This is a genomic window from Bradyrhizobium sp. WSM3983 (genome assembly GCF_000473045.1).
GTDB lineage: Bacteria > Pseudomonadota > Alphaproteobacteria > Rhizobiales > Xanthobacteraceae > Bradyrhizobium.
This window is the reverse complement of record NZ_AXAY01000018.1, coordinates 39520-59475: the sequence shown is the minus strand read 5'-3', so window position 1 is coordinate 59475 and position 19956 is coordinate 39520. Positions and strand designations below refer to the sequence as shown.

The 19956-nt window shown below is 65.2% G+C and carries 17 protein-coding genes; 9 read left to right on the top strand and 8 right to left on the bottom strand.

Annotated features, from left to right (window positions below; genetic code table 11):
- The first annotated feature begins 194 nt into the window (after window positions 1–194).
- Window positions 195–1838, top strand: coding sequence for a lysine--tRNA ligase (locus YUA_RS0124720; protein ID WP_027533092.1), 1644 nt, complete (start codon window positions 195–197; stop codon window positions 1836–1838).
- 146 nt (window positions 1839–1984) lie between these two features.
- On the opposite strand, the gene YUA_RS0124715 is transcribed toward YUA_RS0124720, so the two are convergent.
- Window positions 1985–2638, bottom strand: a complete 654-nt coding sequence (locus tag YUA_RS0124715; RefSeq protein WP_027533091.1) for a helix-turn-helix transcriptional regulator — start codon at window positions 2636–2638, stop codon at window positions 1985–1987.
- Between the two features lie 316 nt (window positions 2639–2954).
- Here YUA_RS0124715 and YUA_RS0124710 point away from each other — a divergent pair, with 316 nt between their 5' ends.
- Together YUA_RS0124710 and YUA_RS0124705 are read left to right on the top strand one after the other, a co-directional pair.
- Window positions 2955–3299, top strand: a complete 345-nt coding sequence (locus tag YUA_RS0124710) for a DUF952 domain-containing protein (protein WP_027533090.1) — start codon at window positions 2955–2957, stop codon at window positions 3297–3299.
- Complete coding sequence (locus tag YUA_RS0124705; protein ID WP_027533089.1) at window positions 3296–4393, top strand: quinone-dependent dihydroorotate dehydrogenase; 1098 nt, start codon at window positions 3296–3298, stop codon at window positions 4391–4393. Before YUA_RS0124710 ends, YUA_RS0124705 begins: the two co-directional genes overlap by 4 nt.
- 137 nt (window positions 4394–4530) lie before the next feature.
- Here YUA_RS0124705 and YUA_RS0124700 read toward each other — a convergent pair whose 3' ends face one another.
- The 4 genes from YUA_RS0124700 to YUA_RS0124685 form a co-directional block, all read right to left on the bottom strand.
- Window positions 4531–5856, bottom strand: coding sequence for an MATE family efflux transporter (locus tag YUA_RS0124700; RefSeq protein ID WP_027533088.1), 1326 nt, complete (start codon window positions 5854–5856; stop codon window positions 4531–4533).
- 88 nt (window positions 5857–5944) lie between these two features.
- Entirely contained in the window at window positions 5945–6247 is a 303-nt protein-coding gene (locus tag YUA_RS0124695; protein ID WP_027533087.1) for a DUF6460 domain-containing protein, read from the bottom strand.
- Window positions 6248–6561: 314 nt separating this feature from the next.
- Entirely contained in the window at window positions 6562–8439 is a 1878-nt protein-coding gene (locus YUA_RS0124690; RefSeq protein WP_027533086.1) for an ATP-dependent DNA ligase, read from the bottom strand.
- On the bottom strand, window positions 8436–9473 hold the full coding sequence (locus tag YUA_RS0124685) for a ligase-associated DNA damage response exonuclease (protein WP_027533085.1): 1038 nt from the start codon (window positions 9471–9473) through the stop codon (window positions 8436–8438). The genes YUA_RS0124690 and YUA_RS0124685 overlap by 4 nt, the downstream gene beginning before the upstream one ends.
- A 64-nt stretch (window positions 9474–9537) precedes the next feature.
- On the opposite strand from YUA_RS0124685, the gene YUA_RS0124680 reads away from it, so the two are divergent.
- The 4 genes from YUA_RS0124680 (at window position 9538) to pdeM (ending at window position 15282) form a co-directional block, all read left to right on the top strand.
- Window positions 9538–10464: a class I SAM-dependent methyltransferase gene (locus YUA_RS0124680; protein ID WP_027533084.1), complete on the top strand. Its 927-nt coding sequence runs from the start codon at window positions 9538–9540 to the stop codon at window positions 10462–10464.
- 117 nt (window positions 10465–10581) lie between these two features.
- Window positions 10582–11811, top strand: coding sequence for an ABC transporter substrate-binding protein (locus YUA_RS0124675; RefSeq protein ID WP_027533083.1), 1230 nt, complete (start codon window positions 10582–10584; stop codon window positions 11809–11811).
- Between the two features lie 169 nt (window positions 11812–11980).
- Window positions 11981–14557 carry a ligase-associated DNA damage response DEXH box helicase gene (locus YUA_RS0124670; RefSeq protein WP_027533082.1) on the top strand — a complete coding sequence of 859 codons (2577 nt, stop codon included), beginning with the start codon at window positions 11981–11983 and terminating at the stop codon, window positions 14555–14557.
- A gap of 53 nt (window positions 14558–14610) precedes the next feature.
- Window positions 14611–15282, top strand: a complete 672-nt coding sequence (gene pdeM / locus YUA_RS0124665; protein WP_051383367.1) for a ligase-associated DNA damage response endonuclease PdeM — start codon at window positions 14611–14613, stop codon at window positions 15280–15282.
- Here pdeM and YUA_RS0124660 read toward each other — a convergent pair.
- Complete coding sequence (locus tag YUA_RS0124660; protein WP_027533080.1) at window positions 15279–16142, bottom strand: LysR family transcriptional regulator; 864 nt, start codon at window positions 16140–16142, stop codon at window positions 15279–15281. The genes pdeM and YUA_RS0124660 overlap by 4 nt on opposite strands.
- A 98-nt stretch (window positions 16143–16240) precedes the next feature.
- On the opposite strand from YUA_RS0124660, the gene YUA_RS0124655 reads away from it, so the two are divergent.
- Together YUA_RS0124655 and YUA_RS0124650 are read left to right on the top strand one after the other, a co-directional pair.
- Window positions 16241–17149 carry a DMT family transporter gene (locus tag YUA_RS0124655; RefSeq protein ID WP_027533079.1) on the top strand — a complete coding sequence of 303 codons (909 nt, stop codon included), beginning with the start codon at window positions 16241–16243 and terminating at the stop codon, window positions 17147–17149.
- 14 nt (window positions 17150–17163) lie between these two features.
- Window positions 17164–17937 carry an MBL fold metallo-hydrolase gene (locus YUA_RS0124650; RefSeq protein ID WP_027533078.1) on the top strand — a complete coding sequence of 258 codons (774 nt, stop codon included), beginning with the start codon at window positions 17164–17166 and terminating at the stop codon, window positions 17935–17937.
- Window positions 17938–18075: 138 nt separating this feature from the next.
- Here the strand turns inward: YUA_RS0124650 and YUA_RS0124645 are convergent, their stop codons facing one another.
- Complete coding sequence (locus YUA_RS0124645) at window positions 18076–18846, bottom strand: TIGR02186 family protein (RefSeq protein ID WP_027533077.1); 771 nt, start codon at window positions 18844–18846, stop codon at window positions 18076–18078.
- Window positions 18843–19760, bottom strand: a complete 918-nt coding sequence (locus YUA_RS0124640; RefSeq protein WP_027533076.1) for a sulfite exporter TauE/SafE family protein — start codon at window positions 19758–19760, stop codon at window positions 18843–18845. The genes YUA_RS0124645 and YUA_RS0124640 overlap by 4 nt, the downstream gene beginning before the upstream one ends.
- Window positions 19761–19956: the final 196 nt, after the last annotated feature.

Below are 19956 nucleotides of genomic sequence, written 5' to 3'. Positions count from 1 at the left end.
GCTTCACCTCGTTCGCGCTGGCGGCGAGCGACCTGCCGTAGGGTGGGCAAAGGCGCATTAGCGCCGTGCCCACCATTCTCAAAAGCGGTGGGCACGCTTCGCTTTGCCTACCCTACGATTCCGCAATGGTTGCGCACCAACTTTTGCATTCTGCCCGGAAATCGCTATTTTCCGCGGCCCGGAGGCCCTTCTGAATGTCCGTTATCGATCCCAACATGAGCCCGAGCGATCTTCGCGCGCTCGCCGAACAATCCAACGCCTGGCCGTTCGAGCAGGCGAAGGCCATTGTCGCGCGGCTGAAGAAAAGCCCGAAGGACGAGGTGCTGTTCGAGACCGGCTATGGACCGTCCGGCCTGCCGCATATCGGCACGTTCGGCGAAGTCGCGCGCACCTCGATGGTGCGGCATGCCTTCCGCGTGCTGACCGAGGACAAGATCAAGACGCGCCTGCTCGCCTTCTCCGACGACATGGACGGCTTCCGCAAGGTGCCGGATAACGTGCCGAACAAGGATCTCTTGGCGCAATATCTGGGGCGGCCGCTCACCGCGGTGCCTGACCCGTTCTCGAACGAGCATCCGTCGTTTGGTGACGCCAACAACGCGCGCTTGCGTGCATTCCTGGATCATTTCGGTTTCGACTACGAGTTCGCCAGCTCGACCGTCTATTACAAGTCCGGCCGCTTCGACGCGACGCTGCTGAAGATGCTCGCCGCCTACGACCAGGTCATGGCGATCATCCTGCCGACGCTCGGGCCCGATCGCCGCGCCACCTATTCGCCGTTCCTGCCGATCAGCAAGACCACCGGTGTCGTGCTGCAAGTGCCGATGATTCGCCGCGACGTCGCCGCGGGCACCGTGACCTATGTCGATCCCGACACGAATCAGGAAATTGAAACGCCTGTCACCGGTGGAAATGTAAAATGCCAGTGGAAGGCCGACTGGGCGATGCGCTGGGTTGCGCTCGGCGTCGACTACGAGATGGCCGGCAAGGACCTGATCGACTCGGTCAAGCTGTCTGGTGCGATCGCGAAGGCGCTCGGCGGCACGCCGCCCGAAGGCTTCAACTACGAGCTCTTCCTCGACGAGAAGGGCCAGAAGATCTCGAAGTCGAAGGGCAACGGCCTCACCATCGACGAGTGGCTGCGCTATGCCTCGCCGGAATCGCTGACGCTGTTCATGTATCGCGAGCCGAAGGCGGCGAAGCGACTGTATTTCGACGTCATCCCGCGCAATGTCGACGACTACCAGCAATTCAGCGACGGCTTTGCCAGGCAGGATGACAAGCAGCAGCTCGGCAATCCCGTTTGGCACATCCATCAGGGGAATCCTCCGAAGGGCGACATGCCCGTGACGTTCCAGCTTCTGCTGACGCTGGTGTCGTCGTCGAACGCAGAGAACGCCGAGACGCTGTGGGGCTTCATCGGCCGCTACCGTCCCGGCGTGAGCCCGCAGACGCATCCGAAGCTCGACGCGATGGTTGGCTACGCCATCAACTACTACCGCGACTTCGTCGCGCCGACGAAGCAGTTCCGCGTGCCCACGGATACCGAGCGCGCAGCATTGCAGGATCTGCGCGAAGCGCTGTCGCAGCTTCCGGCGGCTGCGTCGGCCGAAGACATCCAGAACGTCGTCTACGAGATCGGCCGCCGCGAGCCGTTCCTCGACCAGGTCAAGAAGGGCAAGGACGGCCGCCCCGGCGTCACGCTCGACTGGTTCAACATGCTCTACCAGGTGCTGCTCGGCCAGGAGAAGGGCCCGCGCTTTGGCTCGTTCGTAGCGGTGTACGGCGTGCAGAACGCGGTCAACATGATCGACGGTGCGCTGGCGCGGAGTGCGTAGCCGCACCCTCACTGTCATCGTCCGCCTTGTGCGCAATTGCGCACTGGGGCGGACGATTCAGTATTCCAGAGGCAGTCGTTATAGAGCCGAGACGCTGCGGCGTACTGGATTCCCCGCTTTCGCGGGGAATGACAGCAGAGCAAGTCTCACTGGCTCGCCCACACGATCCTTGCGATCCACGCGACATCACCCGCCGCCATCGTCCGCTCCGCCTGCGTCGCATCGAGGGGCCGTAATTCCAGCGCCTTCGCCGTGCGGCGCTTGAGCGTCGCGACCATCACTTCGCCAGCCTTCGTCTTCACCACCACGCGATCGCCCTTGCGGATCGGAACGCTGGGTGAGACCAGGATGACGTCGCCGTCGCGATAGGCCGGCATCAGCGCATTGCCGGAAATCTCCAGCGCAAAGGCGCGGTTGTCCTCGGCGCTCGGTAATGCGATCTCCCTCCAGTCCTTGCCGGACGGAAAGCCGGAATCGTCGAAAGCGCCGCTTGCGCCGGCCTGTGCGAAGCCGAGCAGCGGCACGGCGCGACCGTCGCCGGTGCCGTCGCCGATCAGCCCGGCAAAAATGTCGATCGACGCCTCCGCCGCCGCCAGCGCCTTCGCGATCGATTCGGTCGAGGGCCAGCGCTCGCGGCCATCGGAGGTAACGCGCTTGGACTTGTTGAAGGTGGTGGGGTCAAGCCCGGCGCGCTTGGCAAGGCCAGACGACGACAGCCCGGCGCGCGCGGCCAGTCGGTCCAGCGCGGCCCAGATCTGGTCGTGGGTCAGCATCCTCTGCGCTTTGGCCTGTTTGACCATGGAAGGTCCAGCCCGTCGCAACTCAGGAAAACTGTCCTCAAATCAACCGGTTTTCCGTTTTTCGCGCAAGGGGTGGCGAGCAAGGCGTTTTCAAGCGAAGTGGGTACCGGTTCGCGTCAAGAAAACGCGTCGAAACAAGAATCTAGAGCCCCGTTTCGATGAAATCGGAAGGGAATAGGCTCTCACTCTTGAGTTCAGGGAAGGCCGCCTTTACGGTCGCGCCGGGTTTGAAGACCCGTAAGAGACGAAAAAACCCAAAAGGCTCAATGGGCTGGCTCAATGAGCGGCTCGGCGGCAAACAGGGCTCCGGTAAGCGGTGGTCAAGATCTACAAAATCTGTCCGGCCTCGGCCTGGCGCGAGGCGGAACGGCAGGGCGTGTACCGCGGCAGCGCGGATGATTCGCGCGACGGATTCATCCATTTTTCGACGGCCGGCCAGGTTCCGGAGACCCTGCGCAAGCACTATTTCGGCCAGCGCGCGCTGTTCCTGGTCGAGGTCGACGGCGATGCGCTCGGGAGCGAACTGCGCTGGGAGCGCTCGCGCAATGGGGAGTTGTTCCCGCATCTCTATGGCGAGCTCGATCTCGGTGCGGTGCTCTCGGTGATCAATCTCAACATGCGCTCCGATGGTGGCCACGACACCCCGGAGCTTGCCCCGTGATTCGCGCTTTCGACGCCTTCTCGCTGCCGGTATTGCGCTGGCTCGATCCGGAAGACGCGCACCGGCTCGCGATCCAGGGCCTGCGCTTCCTGCCGCCGGTGAAGCCGCGGCCTGATGATCCCAAGCTTGCGGTGCGCGCCTTCGGGCTCAACTTTCCCAACCCGATCGGCATGGCCGCCGGCTTCGACAAGAGCGCGGAAGTGCCGGATGCGCTGCTGCGGCTCGGCTTCGGCTTCGTCGAGATCGGCTCGGTGACGCCGAAGCCGCAAGCAGGCAATCCGCGGCCGCGGCTGTTTCGGCTGGAGCGCGACGAAGCCGTCATCAACCGCATGGGTTTCAACAATGACGGCGCAGAGGTCGCGTTGCGCCGGCTCGCCGCACGTGCGGCGAATGGCGGCATCGTCGGCGTCAATGTCGGTGCCAACAAGGATTCGCCGGACCGCGTCGCCGACTACGTCAAGCTGATCGAGACTTTTGCGCCGGTGGCGAGCTATTTCACCGTCAACGTTTCCTCGCCCAACACGCCGGGCTTGCGCAATCTGCAGGAAGGCGCGTTGCTTGACGATCTGCTCGGGCACGTGATCGATGCGCGCGAGCGGGTGCGCCAAAAGGCCGGCGACACGCCGGTGCTGCTGAAGATCGCGCCGGACCTCAGCCTCGCCCAGCTCGACGACGTCGTGCAGGTCGCGCGCTCGCGCAAAGTCGACGGCATGATCGTGTCGAACACGACGATCGCGCGGCCGAGCACGCTGCGTGAGGAAATGCGGTCGAAGGAGCAGGGCGGCCTGTCCGGCCGGCCGCTGTTCCGGCTGTCGACGCGCATGGTCGCGGAGACCTATGTGCGCGTCGAGGGCGCCTTCCCGCTGATCGGTGTCGGTGGCGTGGACTCTGGCGGTGCGGCGCTGACGAAGATCCGCGCCGGCGCCAGCCTGATCCAGCTTTATTCGTCGCTGGTCTACAAGGGCCTCGGCCTCGTCGACGAGATCAAGCGCGACCTCACCTCGACGCTGCTCCGCACGGGCCGAGACTCGCTCTCCGAGATCGTCGGCGCCGATGCGGCGACGCTCACGGCGGAAGACTGGCCGGGGATGTAAGGCGGTCTCGTGCCCCGGACGCAGCGCAGCGCTTCTTCAGCGGTGCGCTGCAGAGCCGGGGCCCCATGCCTGCGGCGCTCTGGGTCCCGGCTCTGCGCAGCAGCGTTTCACGCTGCAGCGCGTCCGGGACACGAGAACTAGATCTTAGGGAACGTCGCCCTGAACTGCGCCGGATAGCGCGCGCCCTGCAATCCACCGCGCGCGACGTAGGAGGCGATCAGCGCAGTCCACAGTCCGGCGTTGCCGAACGATTGCAACGCCCACCAGGTGCCGAGAAAGATCGCGAGCGAAACCAGCATCAGATTGCGCATCTCGCGCGCCCAGGTCGCGCCGATATAGATGCCGTCGAAACCGAAGGCGAACACACCCGGTATCGGCGCGAGCACGACGAACGGCAGGAATTCGCGCGCGGCGCGGCGGACGTCTTCACTCGCCGTCATGAAATCGATCAGGGCCGGGCCGAACAGCGCGAACAGCACGACGACGACGATGGCAAAGCCGAGGCCCCACAGCAGCACCAGCCGGGTCGAATCCGCAAAGCCCCTGGCGTCGCGCGCGCCAAGGGTGCGGCCGCAGAGCTGTTGCGCCGCGTTGGCGAGGCCGTCGAGGAAGAAGGCGCTGACCAGGAGGAAATTATTGAGCACCGAGTTCGCCGCCAACGTCACGTCGCCGGAGCGCGCGCCCTTGGCGGTGAAGAACAGGAATACCGCGATCAGCGCCGCGGTGCGGATCAGGATGTCGGAGTTCACCGACAGCAGCCGCATCAGCTTGGCATGGTCGAACAGCGCTGCGGATGGCACGGCGAAGCCATCGTCCGCATGTCGGCGGCAGACGATCAGGCCGAGCCCGAACCCGACCGCTTCCGACAGCAGCGCTGCGATCGCGGCACCCGCGATGCCGGTGTCGTACACCAGCACCAGCAGGATCGTCGCCATCATGTTGACGAGGTTGATGACGACCTGGAGCAGCAGCGCCGGATTGGCGCGGCCCTGGCCGATCAGCCAGCCGAGGATGACGTAATTGGCGAGCGCGAATGGCGACGACCAGATCCGGATCATGAAGTAGGTTTTGGCGGCGCGCGTCACGCCCTCGCTGCCGCCCATCAGGTCGAACAGCGCGCCTGCGAGCGGCAATTGCAGCGCAATCAGTGCGCCGCCGATCAGGCCCGCGACGATGAAGCCGCGCACCAGGATTACGGACTGCTCGCGCGTCTCGCCCGCGCCAAGCGCCTGCGCGGTGAAGGCGAGCGTGCTCATGCGCAGGAAGCCGAACAGCCAGAACAGGCAGTCGAAGATCACGGAGGCCATCGCGACGCCGCCGAGCAGCGCGGCGTCGTCGAGCCGGCCGATGGCGATGGTCGAGACCACGCCGATGAGTGGCGTGGTGAGGTTCGCGACCATCGCGGGGCCCGCGATGGCGAACACCTGGCGGGAGCCGACCCTGGGAGGAAGCGGTGCGTTCATGTCAGCCGCGTGTATCCGACGGCCGAACTGAATGCACCGGCGCGGCCGGCATAGCGTGCTTGCGCCGGCTGCGCATTCCCGGAAGCCCTCAGCGGCGCGGCGAGCCGAACACGCGCGACAGCAGCCAGATCGGGATCACGATGACCGCGCCCAGCAGGAAATAGCGCCACAGCCAGTTCACGGCATCAAAGCCGAGATCCCACAGGCGCTGGAACAGCAGGCGAATGCTGATGAGGATGTTCCAGGGATCGAAGCCGATCGCGGCCAGCACGACGCCGACCAGAATCGAGAGCAGCACCAGGCGAAACGCGACCGCCAGCGGCGAGCCGCCGAGAAAGCGGTGCAGGCCATCGCTGTGGCCGGCCGGCAAATCTCTGACGTCATGGGCCATCTCAAACTCCTTGGGCGGATTCGCCCCGATTATAAGTCACGGCGGGGGACATGGGGAACCCGGACTTCATCGTCAATCAGCTTACCGCATTTTAATTCAGGCTGCGCCTGAGAACCTCGGATGGGGCACATCGCGAACCGCAGGCCCGGTCACCTCTCCCGCTTGCGGGAGAGGTCGGCGCGCAGCGCCGGGTGAGGGTTCTCACCTCTGGGGGAATCCCAATGAGGAGACACCCTCTCCCCAACCCTCTCCCGCAAGCGGGAGAGGGAGCGCACCTCGGCCTTGGCGAAAATCGAGGCTGATCACTGCACGCTTCAAGCCTCAATCTCCGCGGCTTCCGCTTTCAGCATTTTTTTCAGCGTTTCCAGCCGGTCGGCCTCCCGAGGCGGCTTGTCCCAGCGCAAGCGGCTGATGCGGGGAAAGCGCATGGCGACGCCGGATTTGTGTCGCGGTGAGCGTTGTAGTCCCTCGAAGGCAACCTCCAGCACGAGCCCCTTGTCGCCCTCGTGCACGACATGGCGCACGGGGCCGAACTTTTCCGTGGTGTTGCGGCGGACGAAGCGGTCGATCTGCAACAGCTCCTCGTCGGTGAAGCCGAAATAGGCTTTTCCGACCGGCACCAGCTCCTCGCCGTTCTCGGTCTCGGTCCAGACACCAAACGTGTAATCGGAATAATAGGACGAGCGCTTGCCGTGGCCGCGCTGCGCATACATCAGCACGGCGTCGATGATGTGCGGATCGCGCTTCCACTTCCACCATTGGCCTTTTGGTCGCCCCGGCAGATAAGGCGCATCGCGCCGCTTCAGCATCACGCCTTCGATGGCGTCCGCATCCTCGCCGGCACCTGCACTTGCTGGATCGGCGCGGGCAGCGGTGAGGGCCTCCCAGCTTGCGAAGGTCACGGTGGGTGAGAGGTCGATGCGGGGATCGCCAAGCTTCGTGATGAAGGTCTCCAGCCGCTCGCGCCGCTCTGCGAACGGCAATTCGCGCAGATCGTTTTCGTGGTCGCCGAGCAGATCGTAGGCGCGCAAATGGATCGGAAACTCCTTGATCAGCTTCGGCGAGACGACCTTGCGGTTGAGCCGCTGCTGCAGGACGTTGAAGCTTTGCACGCGGCCTTCGCGCAGGATCAGCAATTCGCCGTCGATGGCGCCGGGTAGGCGCAGCGACGGCACCAGGTCTGGGAAGCCCCCCGTGATGTCCTCGCCAGTGCGCGAATAAAGCCGCGCAGTGATCTGCCCGTTGTCATCTCGGCCCGCCACCGCCTGCACCCGGATGCCGTCCCATTTCCATTCGGCGACGTAGTCGGCGGGATCGAGGGCGGCGAAATCGTTGTCCTCGATCGCATGCGCCAGCATCACCGGGCGGAACGGTGCGGGATCGCGATTGACCGGTTTTTCGGCGCGGCCTTCCAGCCAGGCGAACAGGTCGAGATAGGGTGGCGCGAGTCCTGGCCAGATCAGCTCAACCTCATGCGGATCCTTGTCGCCGAGCGCCGCGGCAGCGGTCTTCGCCAGCCGCGCGGAGATGCCGATGCGAAGCGCGCCGGTGACAAGTTTTAGCAGTGCCCAGCGGCCGGTCTCGTCGAGCTCGTCGAGCCAGCGCTCGAGCTGTTTTGGCAGCTCGGTCTTGCCGAGCGTGCGCAACGTGGTGACGACTTCGGTGAGGGTGGGGGACGGCGGGTTGTTGTGGTTGCTTGAGTGCAGCGCATTGTTGGCATCTCGCCCGGAGTACCCCCCTCCCTGACCCTCCCCCGCAAGGGGGGAGGGAACGGTGAGAGTTGAGCGTCCATCACTCCCTGAATCACTATCAGTCGTCGGGCCCGTCTGCCGCGGCGCGCGCAACTGCGCTCCCTCCCCCCTTGCGGGGGAGGGCGGGGGAGAGGGGTGGCTCGGAAAAGACTCGTCATCACGAGGCACCGGCCGAGGCCACATCAGCGCCACCGTCTCCGAGAGATCGCCGACGTAATCGTAACTCAACCCGAACAGCACCTCATCGGTGCGCGACGCGATCAAATCGCGGATCAGGGCCGGCTTGGCGTGCTTGAAGCTCAGCGCGCCGGTGAGCGCGGCCAGTACGTAGCCGCGGTCGGGATCGCCGACCTCGCGAAAATAGCCGATGAGCAGCCGCAGCTTGTTGTTGCGGCCGGGCTCGTAGGCGAGACGGTCCAAGAGCTCGGCGAAGCGGTTCATGCTTCGGCCTCGCGCTGAACCGGCAGCTCGCTCTCCTCTTCCTCGCCATAGCCGACGAGATCGAGCGGCTGCGCACGCAAGCCACGCGACTTGCACCAATGCACCAGTGCGTCTTCCTGGCCGTGGGTGACCCAGATCTCGCCGGCGCCGGTCGCAGCGATCGTTGCGGTGAGACCGTCCCAATCGGCGTGATCGGAGATCACCAGCGGCAATTCGATGCCGCGCTGCCGCGCGCGGGCGCGCACGCGCATCCACCCCGATGCGAAAGCCGTCACGGGATCAGGAAAGCGCCGCGTCCAGAGATCGGACGTCGCCGACGGCGGTGCCAGCGTAATAGTGCCGGCGAGCGCCGCCTTCTTCACGCCCATCGCCGGCCTGAGCTCGCCGAGGTCGATGCCCCGGCTCTGGTAGTAATGCGTGATTGCTTCCATCGCGCCGTGCAGGTAGATCGGCGCGTCATAGCCGGCCTGCCGCAATAGCGCGATCACGCGCTGAGCCTTGCCGAGCGAATAGGCGCCGACGAGATGCGCGCGCTCCGGAAACAGCGCGACGGAGGCCAGCAGCTTCTTCACTTCGTCGGCGGCATCGCCATGGCGAAACACCGGCAGGCCGAACGTCGCTTCGGTGATGAAGACATCGCAGGGCACCAGCTCGAACGGGATGCAGGTCGGGTCGGGCGCGTCCTTGTAGTCGCCGGAGGCGACGATGCAGGCGTCCTTGGCTGTGACCGCGATCTGCGCCGAGCCCAGCACGTGGCCGGCAGGGTAAAATTTGACCTTGACGTCGCCGAGCCGGATCTCCTCGCCATAGCGGATGACTTGCGTCGAGCCGGCAAAGTTCTCGCCGTAGCGCAGCCGCATCATGTCCAGCGTTTCCTGCGTCGCCAGCACGGCGCCATGGCCGGCGCGGGCATGGTCGGAATGGCCGTGGGTGATCACGGCACGCTCGACCGGGCGGATCGGATCGATATGGAAGCCACCGGGCCTGCAGCACAGGCCGTCAGCAGTTGGCAACAGGATGTCTTGCGCGCGCATGCCTGTTATATAGGCCGCTTCACCGCATCTTCGAGTCACCACCCGCTTCGCTTCCTGGTTCCCAATGCCGCTCCGCCTGTTTCTGACCTCTGGCGATCTCATGGCCGACCGCCGTTTCGAGTTCGCGCGCGACCTCCAGCTCAAGGGCGATCTGCCCGCCGCCGCCGATCTGATCGAGCAGGCAATCGAGCTTGCGCCGAATTTCACCTCGGCCTGGTTCACGCTCGGCGAAATCCGTCAGCAGCTCGGCGAGCGCGACAAGGCGATCGCGGCGTTTCGAGAAGCGCGGCAATCCGATCCTGATGACCAGCACGGCGCCGGCTTGCATCTGATGCGGCTCGGCGACACCGAGATGGCGGAGATGCCCAAGGCCTATGTGCAGGCGCTGTTCGACCAATATGCGCCGCGCTTCGAGCATGCGCTGATCAACGATCTCGGCTATCGCGCCCCCGCGCTGATCTTCAAGGTAGTGCTGGCCGCGCGCGTCGCGGCGAAGAAGCCGGCCTTCTTCAAGCGCACCATCGATCTCGGCTGCGGCACCGGCCTTGCGGCCGCCGCCTTCGCCAGACAAGTGGACCATTTCATCGGCATCGATCTGTCGCCCGGCATGATCAAGGAGGCGCGCGCCACCGAGCTTTATGCCGAGCTCGAGGTCGCCGACATGATCGAGGGCCTGCGCACCAAGGCTGATGCGAGCGCGAACCTCGTCGTTGCCGCGGATGCGTTCGTCTATCTCTCCGATCTCGCGCCGGTGCTCACCGAAGCCAGGCGGGTGCTGGTGGCCGGTGGTGTGCTCGCCTTCACGCTGGAGACGCATGACGGTAGCGGTATCGTTCTTGGTGAAGGCCTGCGCTATGCCCATTCCGCGGAATATGTGCGCAGCGCGATTGCGAAGGCCGGACTCAAACTGCTGACTCTTGAGCCGGCATCGCCACGCATCGAGAACAATGAGCCGGTGCGCGGTCTCGTCGTCGTTGCCGAGAAAACTTGAGTCTAGGCGCTAGTCGCCCCGTCATTTAAGCGTCATTGCGTCGCAAGGCGACGACTTCCCACTTGCGAGCCGTGCAACGTTCCCAGCACAATGCGCGCACCAGGGAGAGAGACAACGATGACCAAGAATCCATCGCGGCGCGATGTCAGCGCCGCCGCGCTCGCCACCATTGCCGCATCCGTGTTGCCCGCGCCCTATGTCTGGGCCGCGGAGAAGAAATACGATCCGGGTGCGAGCGACACTGAGATCAAGATCGGACAGACCGTGCCGCATTCCGGTCCCGGCTCGCTCTATGGCGTGCTGGGGCGCATTGGTGAAGCCTATTTCCAGATGCTGAACGAGAAGGGCGGCATCAACGGGCGCAAGATCAAGTTTCTCACCATGGACGACGCCTACAGCGCGCCGAAATGCGTCGAGGCGACACGGCGCCTCGTGGAGCAGGAAGAGGTGCTCGCGCTCTACGGCTCGCTCGGCACCGCGCCCCAGACCGCCGTGCACAAATATCTCAATTCCAAGGGCGTGCCGCAACTGCTGCTCAACACCGGCGCGTCGAAATGGAATAACCCGAAAGAGTTCAAATGGACGATGGCGGGCCTGCCGCTGTATCCGACCGAGGCGCGCATCCTGGCGCGTCACGTCGTCAGCGTGAAGCCCAACGCCAAGGTCGGCATCCTCTATCAGAATGACGATTTCGGCCGCGACTTCCTGGGCCCCTTCAAGAAGGTGCTGGCGGATGCCGGCGGCACCGCATCTGTCATCATGGAGCAGACCTACGATCTGACCGATCCCACCGTCGATTCCCAGCTCATCAACCTCTCGAAATCGGGTGCGGACGTCTTCTACAACATCTCGACCGGCAAGGCGTCGTCGCAGTCGATCCGCAAGGTCGCCGAGCTCGGCTGGAAGCCGCTGCAATTGTTGTCGGCCGGCTCGACCGGCCGCTCGATCCTCAATGCCGCAGGGCTTGAGAACGCCGCCGGCATCGTCGCCATCCGCTACAACAAGGAGGTCGGTCTGCCGAAATGGGAGAAAGATCCGGATGTGATGGCGTTCGAGGAGCTGCGCAAGAAGTACATCCCGACCATCGACCCTGACAACACCATCGCCTTTGCCGGTTACGGCCAGGCGGTGACCATGGGCGAGATTTTGCGCCGCTGCGGCGACGAGCTCACCCGCGCCAATGTGCTGAAGCAGGCCTCCACGCTCAAGGGCTTCCACTCGCCCTATTTCCTCGACGGCGTCACCTACGATTACACGCCCGAGGACTACACGCCGATGAAGACGCTCTACATCTCGATCTTCAGCGGCAAGGACTGGGACATCTCCGACAAGCCGATGTCGGAGTAGGCGCTTTCTCCGCGATTGAGCTGCGGTAGGGTGGGCAAAGGCGCTCTTGCGCCGTGCCCACCATCTCTCCGGACATTCGCTGCGGTTGGTGGGCACGCTCCACTTTGCCCACCCTGCGAGACCTCGCCACCCCTCGACGAACCTGCCGCCACGGCTTACCTGTGATGCCGTGCCGCCCCGCATCCTCAAAATCCCGGCTGAGCCAGCCGCACTGTTGCCCGACCGCTTCCAGCAATGGTTCGCGGCCCGCGGCTGGTCGCCGCGCGAGCATCAGCTCGCGCTGCTGGAGAAGGCGCGCGAGGATCGCTCGGCCCTCTTGATCGCGCCGACCGGCGCCGGCAAGACGCTGGCGGGATTTTTGCCGACGCTGGTGGAGCTGAGCTCTGCGCCCGCGACACCTGCGAAATCCGTCGTCTCCACCGGCCGCGCCGTGCAACGAAGCGGCGGCCTGCACACGCTCTACATCTCGCCGCTGAAGGCGCTCGCCGTCGACATCGCCCGCAATCTGGAACGGCCGGTCGCCGAGATGGGGCTGCCCATCAAGATCGAGACCCGCACCGGCGACACGCCGGTGTCGCGGCGCCAGCGGCAACGGCGCTATCCGCCGGACATTCTGCTGACGACGCCGGAGCAGCTCGCGCTGCTGCTCTCCTCCGACGACGCGCCATTCCTGTTCTCGTCGCTCGAACGCATTGTGCTCGACGAGCTGCATGCGCTGGTGACGTCCAAGCGCGGCGATCTGCTGTCGCTTGGCCTGGCGCGGCTATGGCGGCTGGCGCCGCAGATGCGTGCGATCGGATTGTCGGCGACGGTCGCCGAGCCGGAATCGCTCGCCCGCTTCCTGGTGCCGCAGCCGAAGGACAGCGCCGAATCGGCCGACATCGTCGTCGCCGGCGGCGCGGCGCCGCCATTGGTCGAGATGCTCGACACGCGCGAGCGGCTGCCCTGGGCCGGCCACAGCGCACGGCACGCGCTCCCTGAAATCTACCAGCTGATCAAGGCGAACAAGACCACGCTGGTGTTCGTCAACACCCGCAGTCAGGCGGAGATGCTGTTCCAGAATCTCTGGAGCATGAACGATGACAACCTCGCGATCGCGCTGCATCACGGCTCGCTCGACGTCGCACAACGGCGCAAGGTCGAGGACGCGATGTCGGCGGGCAGACTGCGCGGCGTGGTCTGCACCTCCTCGCTCGACCTCGGCGTCGACTGGGGCGACGTCGATCTCGTCGTCAATATCGGCGCGCCCAAAGGATCGTCGCGTCTGATGCAGCGCATCGGCCGTGCCAATCACCGCCTCGACGAGGCCTCGCGCGCCGTGCTGGTGCCGGCCAACCGTTTCGAGGTGCTGGAATGCCGTGTCGCCATCGACGCCATCGCCGAGAATGCGCAGGACACCCCGCCGCTTCGCATCGGCGCGCTCGACGTGCTAGCCCAGCACGTGCTCGGCTGTGCCTGCGGCGAGCCGTTTCTCTCGGATGAACTCTATGCCGAGGTCCGCACTGCCGCGCCCTACGCCGATCTCTCACGGCAGGACTTCGACGACGTCGTCGATTTCGTCGCCTCCGGTGGCTACGCGCTGAAGACCTATGAGCGCTTCGCCCGCATCAAGCAGGACAAGGAGGGCCGCTGGCGCGTTGCCAATCCCAAGGTGCGGCAGAGCTACCGGATGAATGTCGGCACCATTGTCGAGGACGACATGCTGAAAGTGCGGCTGGTGCGCTCGCGCGGCGGCGGTCAAGGAAAAGCAAGCGGCTCGACCGGCGTGATCGCACGCGGTGGCCGGCTGCTCGGCGAGATCGAGGAGGCCTTCATCGAGGGCCTGAGCCCGGGCGACACCTTCGTATTCAGCGGCGAGGTGGTGCGCTACGAAACCCTGGTCGAGGACCAGGTCTATGTCTCGCGTGCGCATGACAAGGACCCGAAGGTGCCGTCCTACATGGGCGGCAAGTTTCCGCTCTCGACCTATCTCGCTGAACGCGTCCGCCGCCTGCTCGATGACGGCCGCGCGTGGAGCGGCTTGCCGGAGCAGGTGCGCGACTGGCTGTCGCTGCAAAGGGACGTGTCGCGCGTGCCGGCGGTGCGCGAGCTGCTGGTGGAAAGTTTTCCGCGCGCCAACAAGCATTACATCGTCTGCTATCCCTTCGAGGGACGCCTCGCGCACCAGACGCTGGGCATGCTGCTGACGCGCCGCCTGGAGCGCGCCCGCGCCCGGCCGCTCGGCTTCGTCGCCAACGAATATGCGGTGGCGATCTGGGCACTCGGCGACATGTCCTTCATGATCCGCGACGGCCGGATCGACCTCAACGCGCTGTTCGACCCCGATATGCTCGGCGACGACCTCGAAGCCTGGCTTGCCGAATCCGCCTTGATGAAGCGCACGTTCCGCAATTGCGCGATCATCTCCGGACTGATCGCGCGCCGCCACACCGGCGAAGAAAAGAGCCGCCGCCAGGTGCTGTTTTCCACCGATCTCGTCTACGACGTGCTGCGCAAGCATCAGGCCGATCACGTGCTGCTGCGCGCCGCGCGTGCCGATGCCGCCACCGGCCTGCTCGATCTGCGTCGTCTCGGCGACATGCTCACGCGTATCCAGGGACGCATCACCCACCGGGAACTCGACCACGTCTCCCCGCTGGCCGTCCCCGTGATGCTGGAAATCGGCCGCGAGTCAGTTTATGGCGAAGCTGGAGACGAGCTGTTGGCCGAAGCCGCCGACGAGCTCGTCAAAGAGGCGATGGGATAGAAGCAGGTTTTGACGTGACGTTGGGCGCGCGGGTTTCAGGGGATGTCGAGGACATGCGCGTTTCGAAAGTCACCATCAGCGATGTGACCTTCACGGCCGATCTCTCCGGCGCTTTGTTCTGGGAAGAGCAGCGCCTGCTCGTCGTTTCCGACCTGCATCTGGAAAAGGGTTCCAGCTTCGCCACGCGCGGCGTGCTGCTGCCGCCCTACGACACGCTGGCGACGCTGAGCCGGCTCGCTGCTGTCATCTCCCGCCATAACCCGAAAATCGTCATCGCGCTCGGCGACAGCTTTCACGATCGCTCCGCGCATGAGCGCCTCTCGGCGGACGATCGCGACGCTGTTGCCGGGCTCCAGAGCGGCCGCGACTGGATCTGGATCTCAGGCAATCACGATCCGATGCTGCCGAGCGATCTCGGCGGCACCGTCGCCGACGAAGTCGCGATCGGCCCGATCACCTTCCGCCACGAGCCGACCGGCGCGCATGGCGAGATCGCCGGCCATCTGCATCCGAAGGCGCGCGTCTCCGCGCGCGGCCGTTCGATGGAAAGGCGTTGTTTCGCCAGCGATGGCATGCGCGCGGTGATGCCGGCGTTTGGCGCCTATGCCGGCGGCCTCAGCATCCGCGATGCGGCCTTCGCAAAAATCTTTCCGAAGAACGGTTTTGTCGCGCATTTGCTCGGCGACCGCCGCGTCCACGCCATCGCCGCGTCGCGGTGTTATTAGGCCGCCTTGGCCTGCACGTTCTCGCAAAACTCCGCGAGCCGATCGGCAAGCCGCAGCGTCGCGGATGTCGCGTTGGGCGCGGCCATCAGCGCGACTTCGGTGCGGTTGATCGGCGCAAATCCGTCCTTTGCCGTCAGCACGCGATGGTCGGCCTGGATCGACATCTCCGACAGAATGCTCAGGCCCATGCCGGCGGCGACCGCGGCCTGGATGCCGGCGAGGCTCGATGACGAGTAGGACATGTGCCAGGCACGGCCGGCGCTTTCCAGCGCATGGATGGCGCCGGCGCGGTAGAGGCAGCCGAGCGGAAATCCGATCAGCGGCACCGACGAGGCGTTGACGTCAATCGGATGGCTCTTGCTGGTGACCCAATGCACCCGCTCCGGCCACACTGCGATCGCGCCCTTCGCGCCGGCCTCGCGCTTGAACAGCGCAAGGTCGAGCTCGCCGCGTTCGAGATCGCGGCTGAGGTTCTTGCTCTGGTCGGCGCGCACGTCGAGCCGCAGGCTCGGATGCGAACGCGAGAAGGCGCCCAGCAATTTTGCCAGACGATAGGCGGCAAAGTCCTCGGGAATGCCAAGGCGGATCGCGCCGTCGCCATCAGGCTCGCGCAGCACGTCGCGCGCCTCTTCCGCCAGCGTGAGCAGCCGCCGCGCATAGGACAGCAGCCGCTCGCCGGCTTCGGTCGGGCGCACGTCCTTGCCGTCACGGTGCAACAGCACCTGGCCGACATCCTCCTCCAGCCGCTTGATCTGCTGGCTGACGGTCGATTGCGTCCGGTGAACGCGCTCGCTGGCGCGGGTGAAGCCGCCGGCCTCGACCACCGAGACGAAACTGCGCAGAAGCTCCAGGTCGAGCATGCCTGCCTCCATTCGAAAATCCACTGATGGGCAGTTAATCATTTAATTTCCAAATGACAAGGCCAGTCCCTAGATCGAGGGCTCAGGAGAATGCCCTCATGTCGCTCGCCCCCTCGATGTCCGTCCCCCGCAGCCGCTTCAACGTGCTGCCTTTTGCCATCGGCCTGTTTTGCCTGCTTTGGAGCTACGCCTTCGTCGCTGGCAAGATCGGCGTCACCCATTGCCCGCCGCTGATCCTGCTCGCCGCGCGCTTCTCGCTTGCCGGCATTCTCATCCTCGGCGCCACGATGGTCCGTGGAGACTGGTCGTTGTCATGGCGCGATGTCTTGATCTTCGCCGTGCTCGGGATTGCCAACAACGCGCTCTATCTCGGGCTCGGTTACACCGGCCTGCAATCGGTCTCCGCCGGCCTCGGCGGCCTGATCGTCTCGGCCAATCCGGTGTTCACGGCCGCGCTTGCGGCGCTGCTGCTTGGCGAGGGCATGACCTGGCGCAAGGCCAGCGGCCTCCTGCTGGGAATCATCGGCGTGATGCTGATCGTCTGGCATCGCCTGTCGGTCGGCACCGATAGCCTGCACGGCATCATCTTCACGCTGGCCTCGCTCGCTTCGATCGTCGCCGGCACCATCTTGTTCAAGCTGCTCGCGCCGAAGGGTTCCCTGTGGATCGGCAACGGCGTGCAGAATCTTGCCGCCGGGATCGTGCTGACGCCGGTTGCGCTGACCTTCGCCGACATCCATGCGATCGATGTCACGCGGAGCCTGATCGGGGCTTTCGCGTTCCTCGTGCTCGGCGGCTCGATCCTGGCCTACTGGCTCTGGTTTCATCTCCTGAAAGTGTGTGGCGCGACGGCCGCCAGTGCCTATCATTTTCTGATGCCGCCGCTCGGCATGCTGTTCGCGTTTCTCGTCCTCGGCGAGCATGTCGAAGCGCGTGACTTGCTGGGGATCATTCCGGTGGCGCTCGGCATTTACCTGGTGACGCGCCCCGCAAAGCCCGTCGTGTAACAGGAGTTCCCCTCATGCCCATCTCCATCACCCTGATCGGCGGCCCCACCGCGTTGATCGAGATCGACGGCTTCCGCCTGCTCACCGACCCCACCTTCGATGCGCCCGGTGCCTATCAATTGCCGCATGTGAAGCTGGAGAAGACCATCGGTCCCGCGGTGAAGGCCGACGCGATCGGCCCGATCGATGCCGTTCTGCTCAGCCACGACCAGCACGCGGACAATCTCGACAATACGGGCCGTGACTATCTGCTCAATGCGCCGCGCGCGCTGACCACGGAAGCCGGCGCAAAACGCCTCGGCGGCCATGTCGAGGGCCTCGCGCCCTGGGCGACCGCGCATCTGAAGGACGACGACGGCAATGCGCTGACCATCACCGCGACGCCGGCGCGTCACGGCCCGGCCGGCATCGAGCCGCTGTCGGGCGATGTCATCGGCTTCGTGGTTCAGTCGAGCCGCAAGGACACGCGCGCGGTCTATATCAGCGGCGACACCACCTGGTTCGACGGCGTCGCCGAGGTCGCGCGCCGCTTCAAATGCGGCGTGGTGCTGCCGTTCGCGGGGGCCGCGCAAACCCGCGGGCCGTTCCATCTCACCATGGACACCAACGACACCATCGAGACCGCGCGCGCCTTCCCCGACGCGATGATCGTGCCGCTACACACCGAAGGCTGGGCGCATTTCCGCCAGAGCGGCGAGGATTTGCGCAAGACGTTTGACGCGCTTGGTTTCGGGACCCGGCTGCGGCTGCTCGAGCCGGGCGTGCCGACGGTGGTGGAGGCGCCGTGAGGTGTCATGCCCCGCGAAGGCGGGGCATCCAGTACGCCGCGGCCCATCGGTTCAATCATAACTGTCTCGGAGTACTGGATCGCCCGGCCAAGCCGGGCGATGACGAGAGCAGAGAGCGTCGCGTCGAACTGCGAACCCTCAATCCTTCCGAAACACAATCGACGCCATCCATCCCGTCATCAGTGCCATCGCTGCCGTGACGAGGCCATAAACCAGCCCGTTCTGCCGCGCGGTCGTCGCGACGAACTGCTCAAACCCGACCTTGACGATCTCGAACGCGGTCTCGGTCTTGCCGATGAACGCGCCATTCGCGAACAACTTGATCTCGACCTCATAGGTGCCGATCGGGACCTCCGCCGGCAGCGGGATGCCGGTGCGGAACAATGTCGGCGTCAGGAACGTCACCGCGCTCGCATCCTCGCGATAGAGGCCGCGCTGGGTCCGCAGGCGGGTGAAGGCGGAGCGGAAGGCATCGTTCGGCACCACGTCGGCGTAATCGCCGCTGACGCGCTGGGTCAGCAGCACGTTGTTGAGGCCGATCTGCTGCCGCCGCGCGATCTCGGGGGAGGTGATGGCCTCGAACGGGCGATTGGCGAACAGCGCCAGATAGCTCGGCACCTGCAGGAACTGCCGGTAATCGGTATTGATCCAGATGCCGAATTTGCGCTCCCTGCGCCGCGTCACCATGTCGGCGCGCGGCCCCATCACGGTGACCACGAGGTCGTAAGCGGTACGGTCGGTGGGCGTGGCGGCATCCTTCTCCACCGAGCCGAACAGCACCAGCTCCTCGCCGGAATAGTTTGGCGTTACCGTGACGCGATGGTTGGAGACCGACACGATCAGCCGCTCGGCGTTTGCGGACGCGCCGAGCAGCAGCAGGAAGAGAGCGGTAACGAACGCACGCATCATCCGCTTACCCCCAGCTCGCGGATGGTGAAGAGGTCTTCTGGCCGGATCACCAGCTCGACCGCGAAGCGAACCCCGACCGAGAGGATCAGCAAGCCGAGCAGCAGCCGCAGCTGCTCGCCACGGATCTTCTGGCCGGCGCGGGCACCGAATTGCGCGCCGGTGACGCCGCCGACCATCAGGATCAGCGCCAGCACGGCGTCGACGAGATGATTGGTCACCGCGTGCAGCATGGTCGCGAACAGCATAGTGACCAACGTCAGCACCATCGAGGTCCCGACCACCGTCGAGGTCGGCACCCGCAACAGATAGATCATGATCGGCACCAGGATGAAGCCGCCGCCGATGCCCATGATGGCTCCGATGAAGCCGATTACGATGCCGATGACCACCACGGGGATGACTGACAGATAGATCTTCGAGCGCTTGAACCGCATTTTCAACGGCAGGCCGTGGATCCAATTATGCGTTCGCCGTGGCGGCACGGCGCCGCGCCGGGTCCGCATCAATGCGCGCAGACCTTCGGAGAACATCAGGCTGCCCACTGTCGAGAGCAGCACGACATAGGAGAGCGCGATCATCAGATCGAGCTGGCCGAGCGCGCGGAGCTGCGTGAAGGTCCACACGCCCAGCGCCGTGCCGGTGACGCCGCCGCACAACAAGACGCTTGCCAGCGCCGGATCGATCGCGCGCCGCCGCCAATAGGTGAGGGCGCCGGAAAACGACGAGGCCGCGATATGGCTCGCGACGGAGGCAACAGCGACCGCCGGCGTAATGCCGATGAAGATCAACAGCGGCGTCATCAGGAAGCCGCCGCCGATCCCGAACATGCCGGAGACGAAGCCGACCGCCGCGCCCATCGCCAGCACCAGGAACACGTTGACCGGAAGATCGGCGATCGGAAGGTAAAGCTGCATCGGACCCACGCTCCGGCGAGACGGATCGATTTCGCGGAATGCTCGCAGGAGGCGCAGAACGATTGCCGCGCCCTTCAATAGCGGAATTTGGTGCGGGGCGGATCAGGAAAATTGGGCGCGGTGAATGAGACGGGGAGGCGGCATGAGATAACGCGGATGTTCGTCGCGCCGGCGGTGCGCTCCCTCTCCCGCTCGC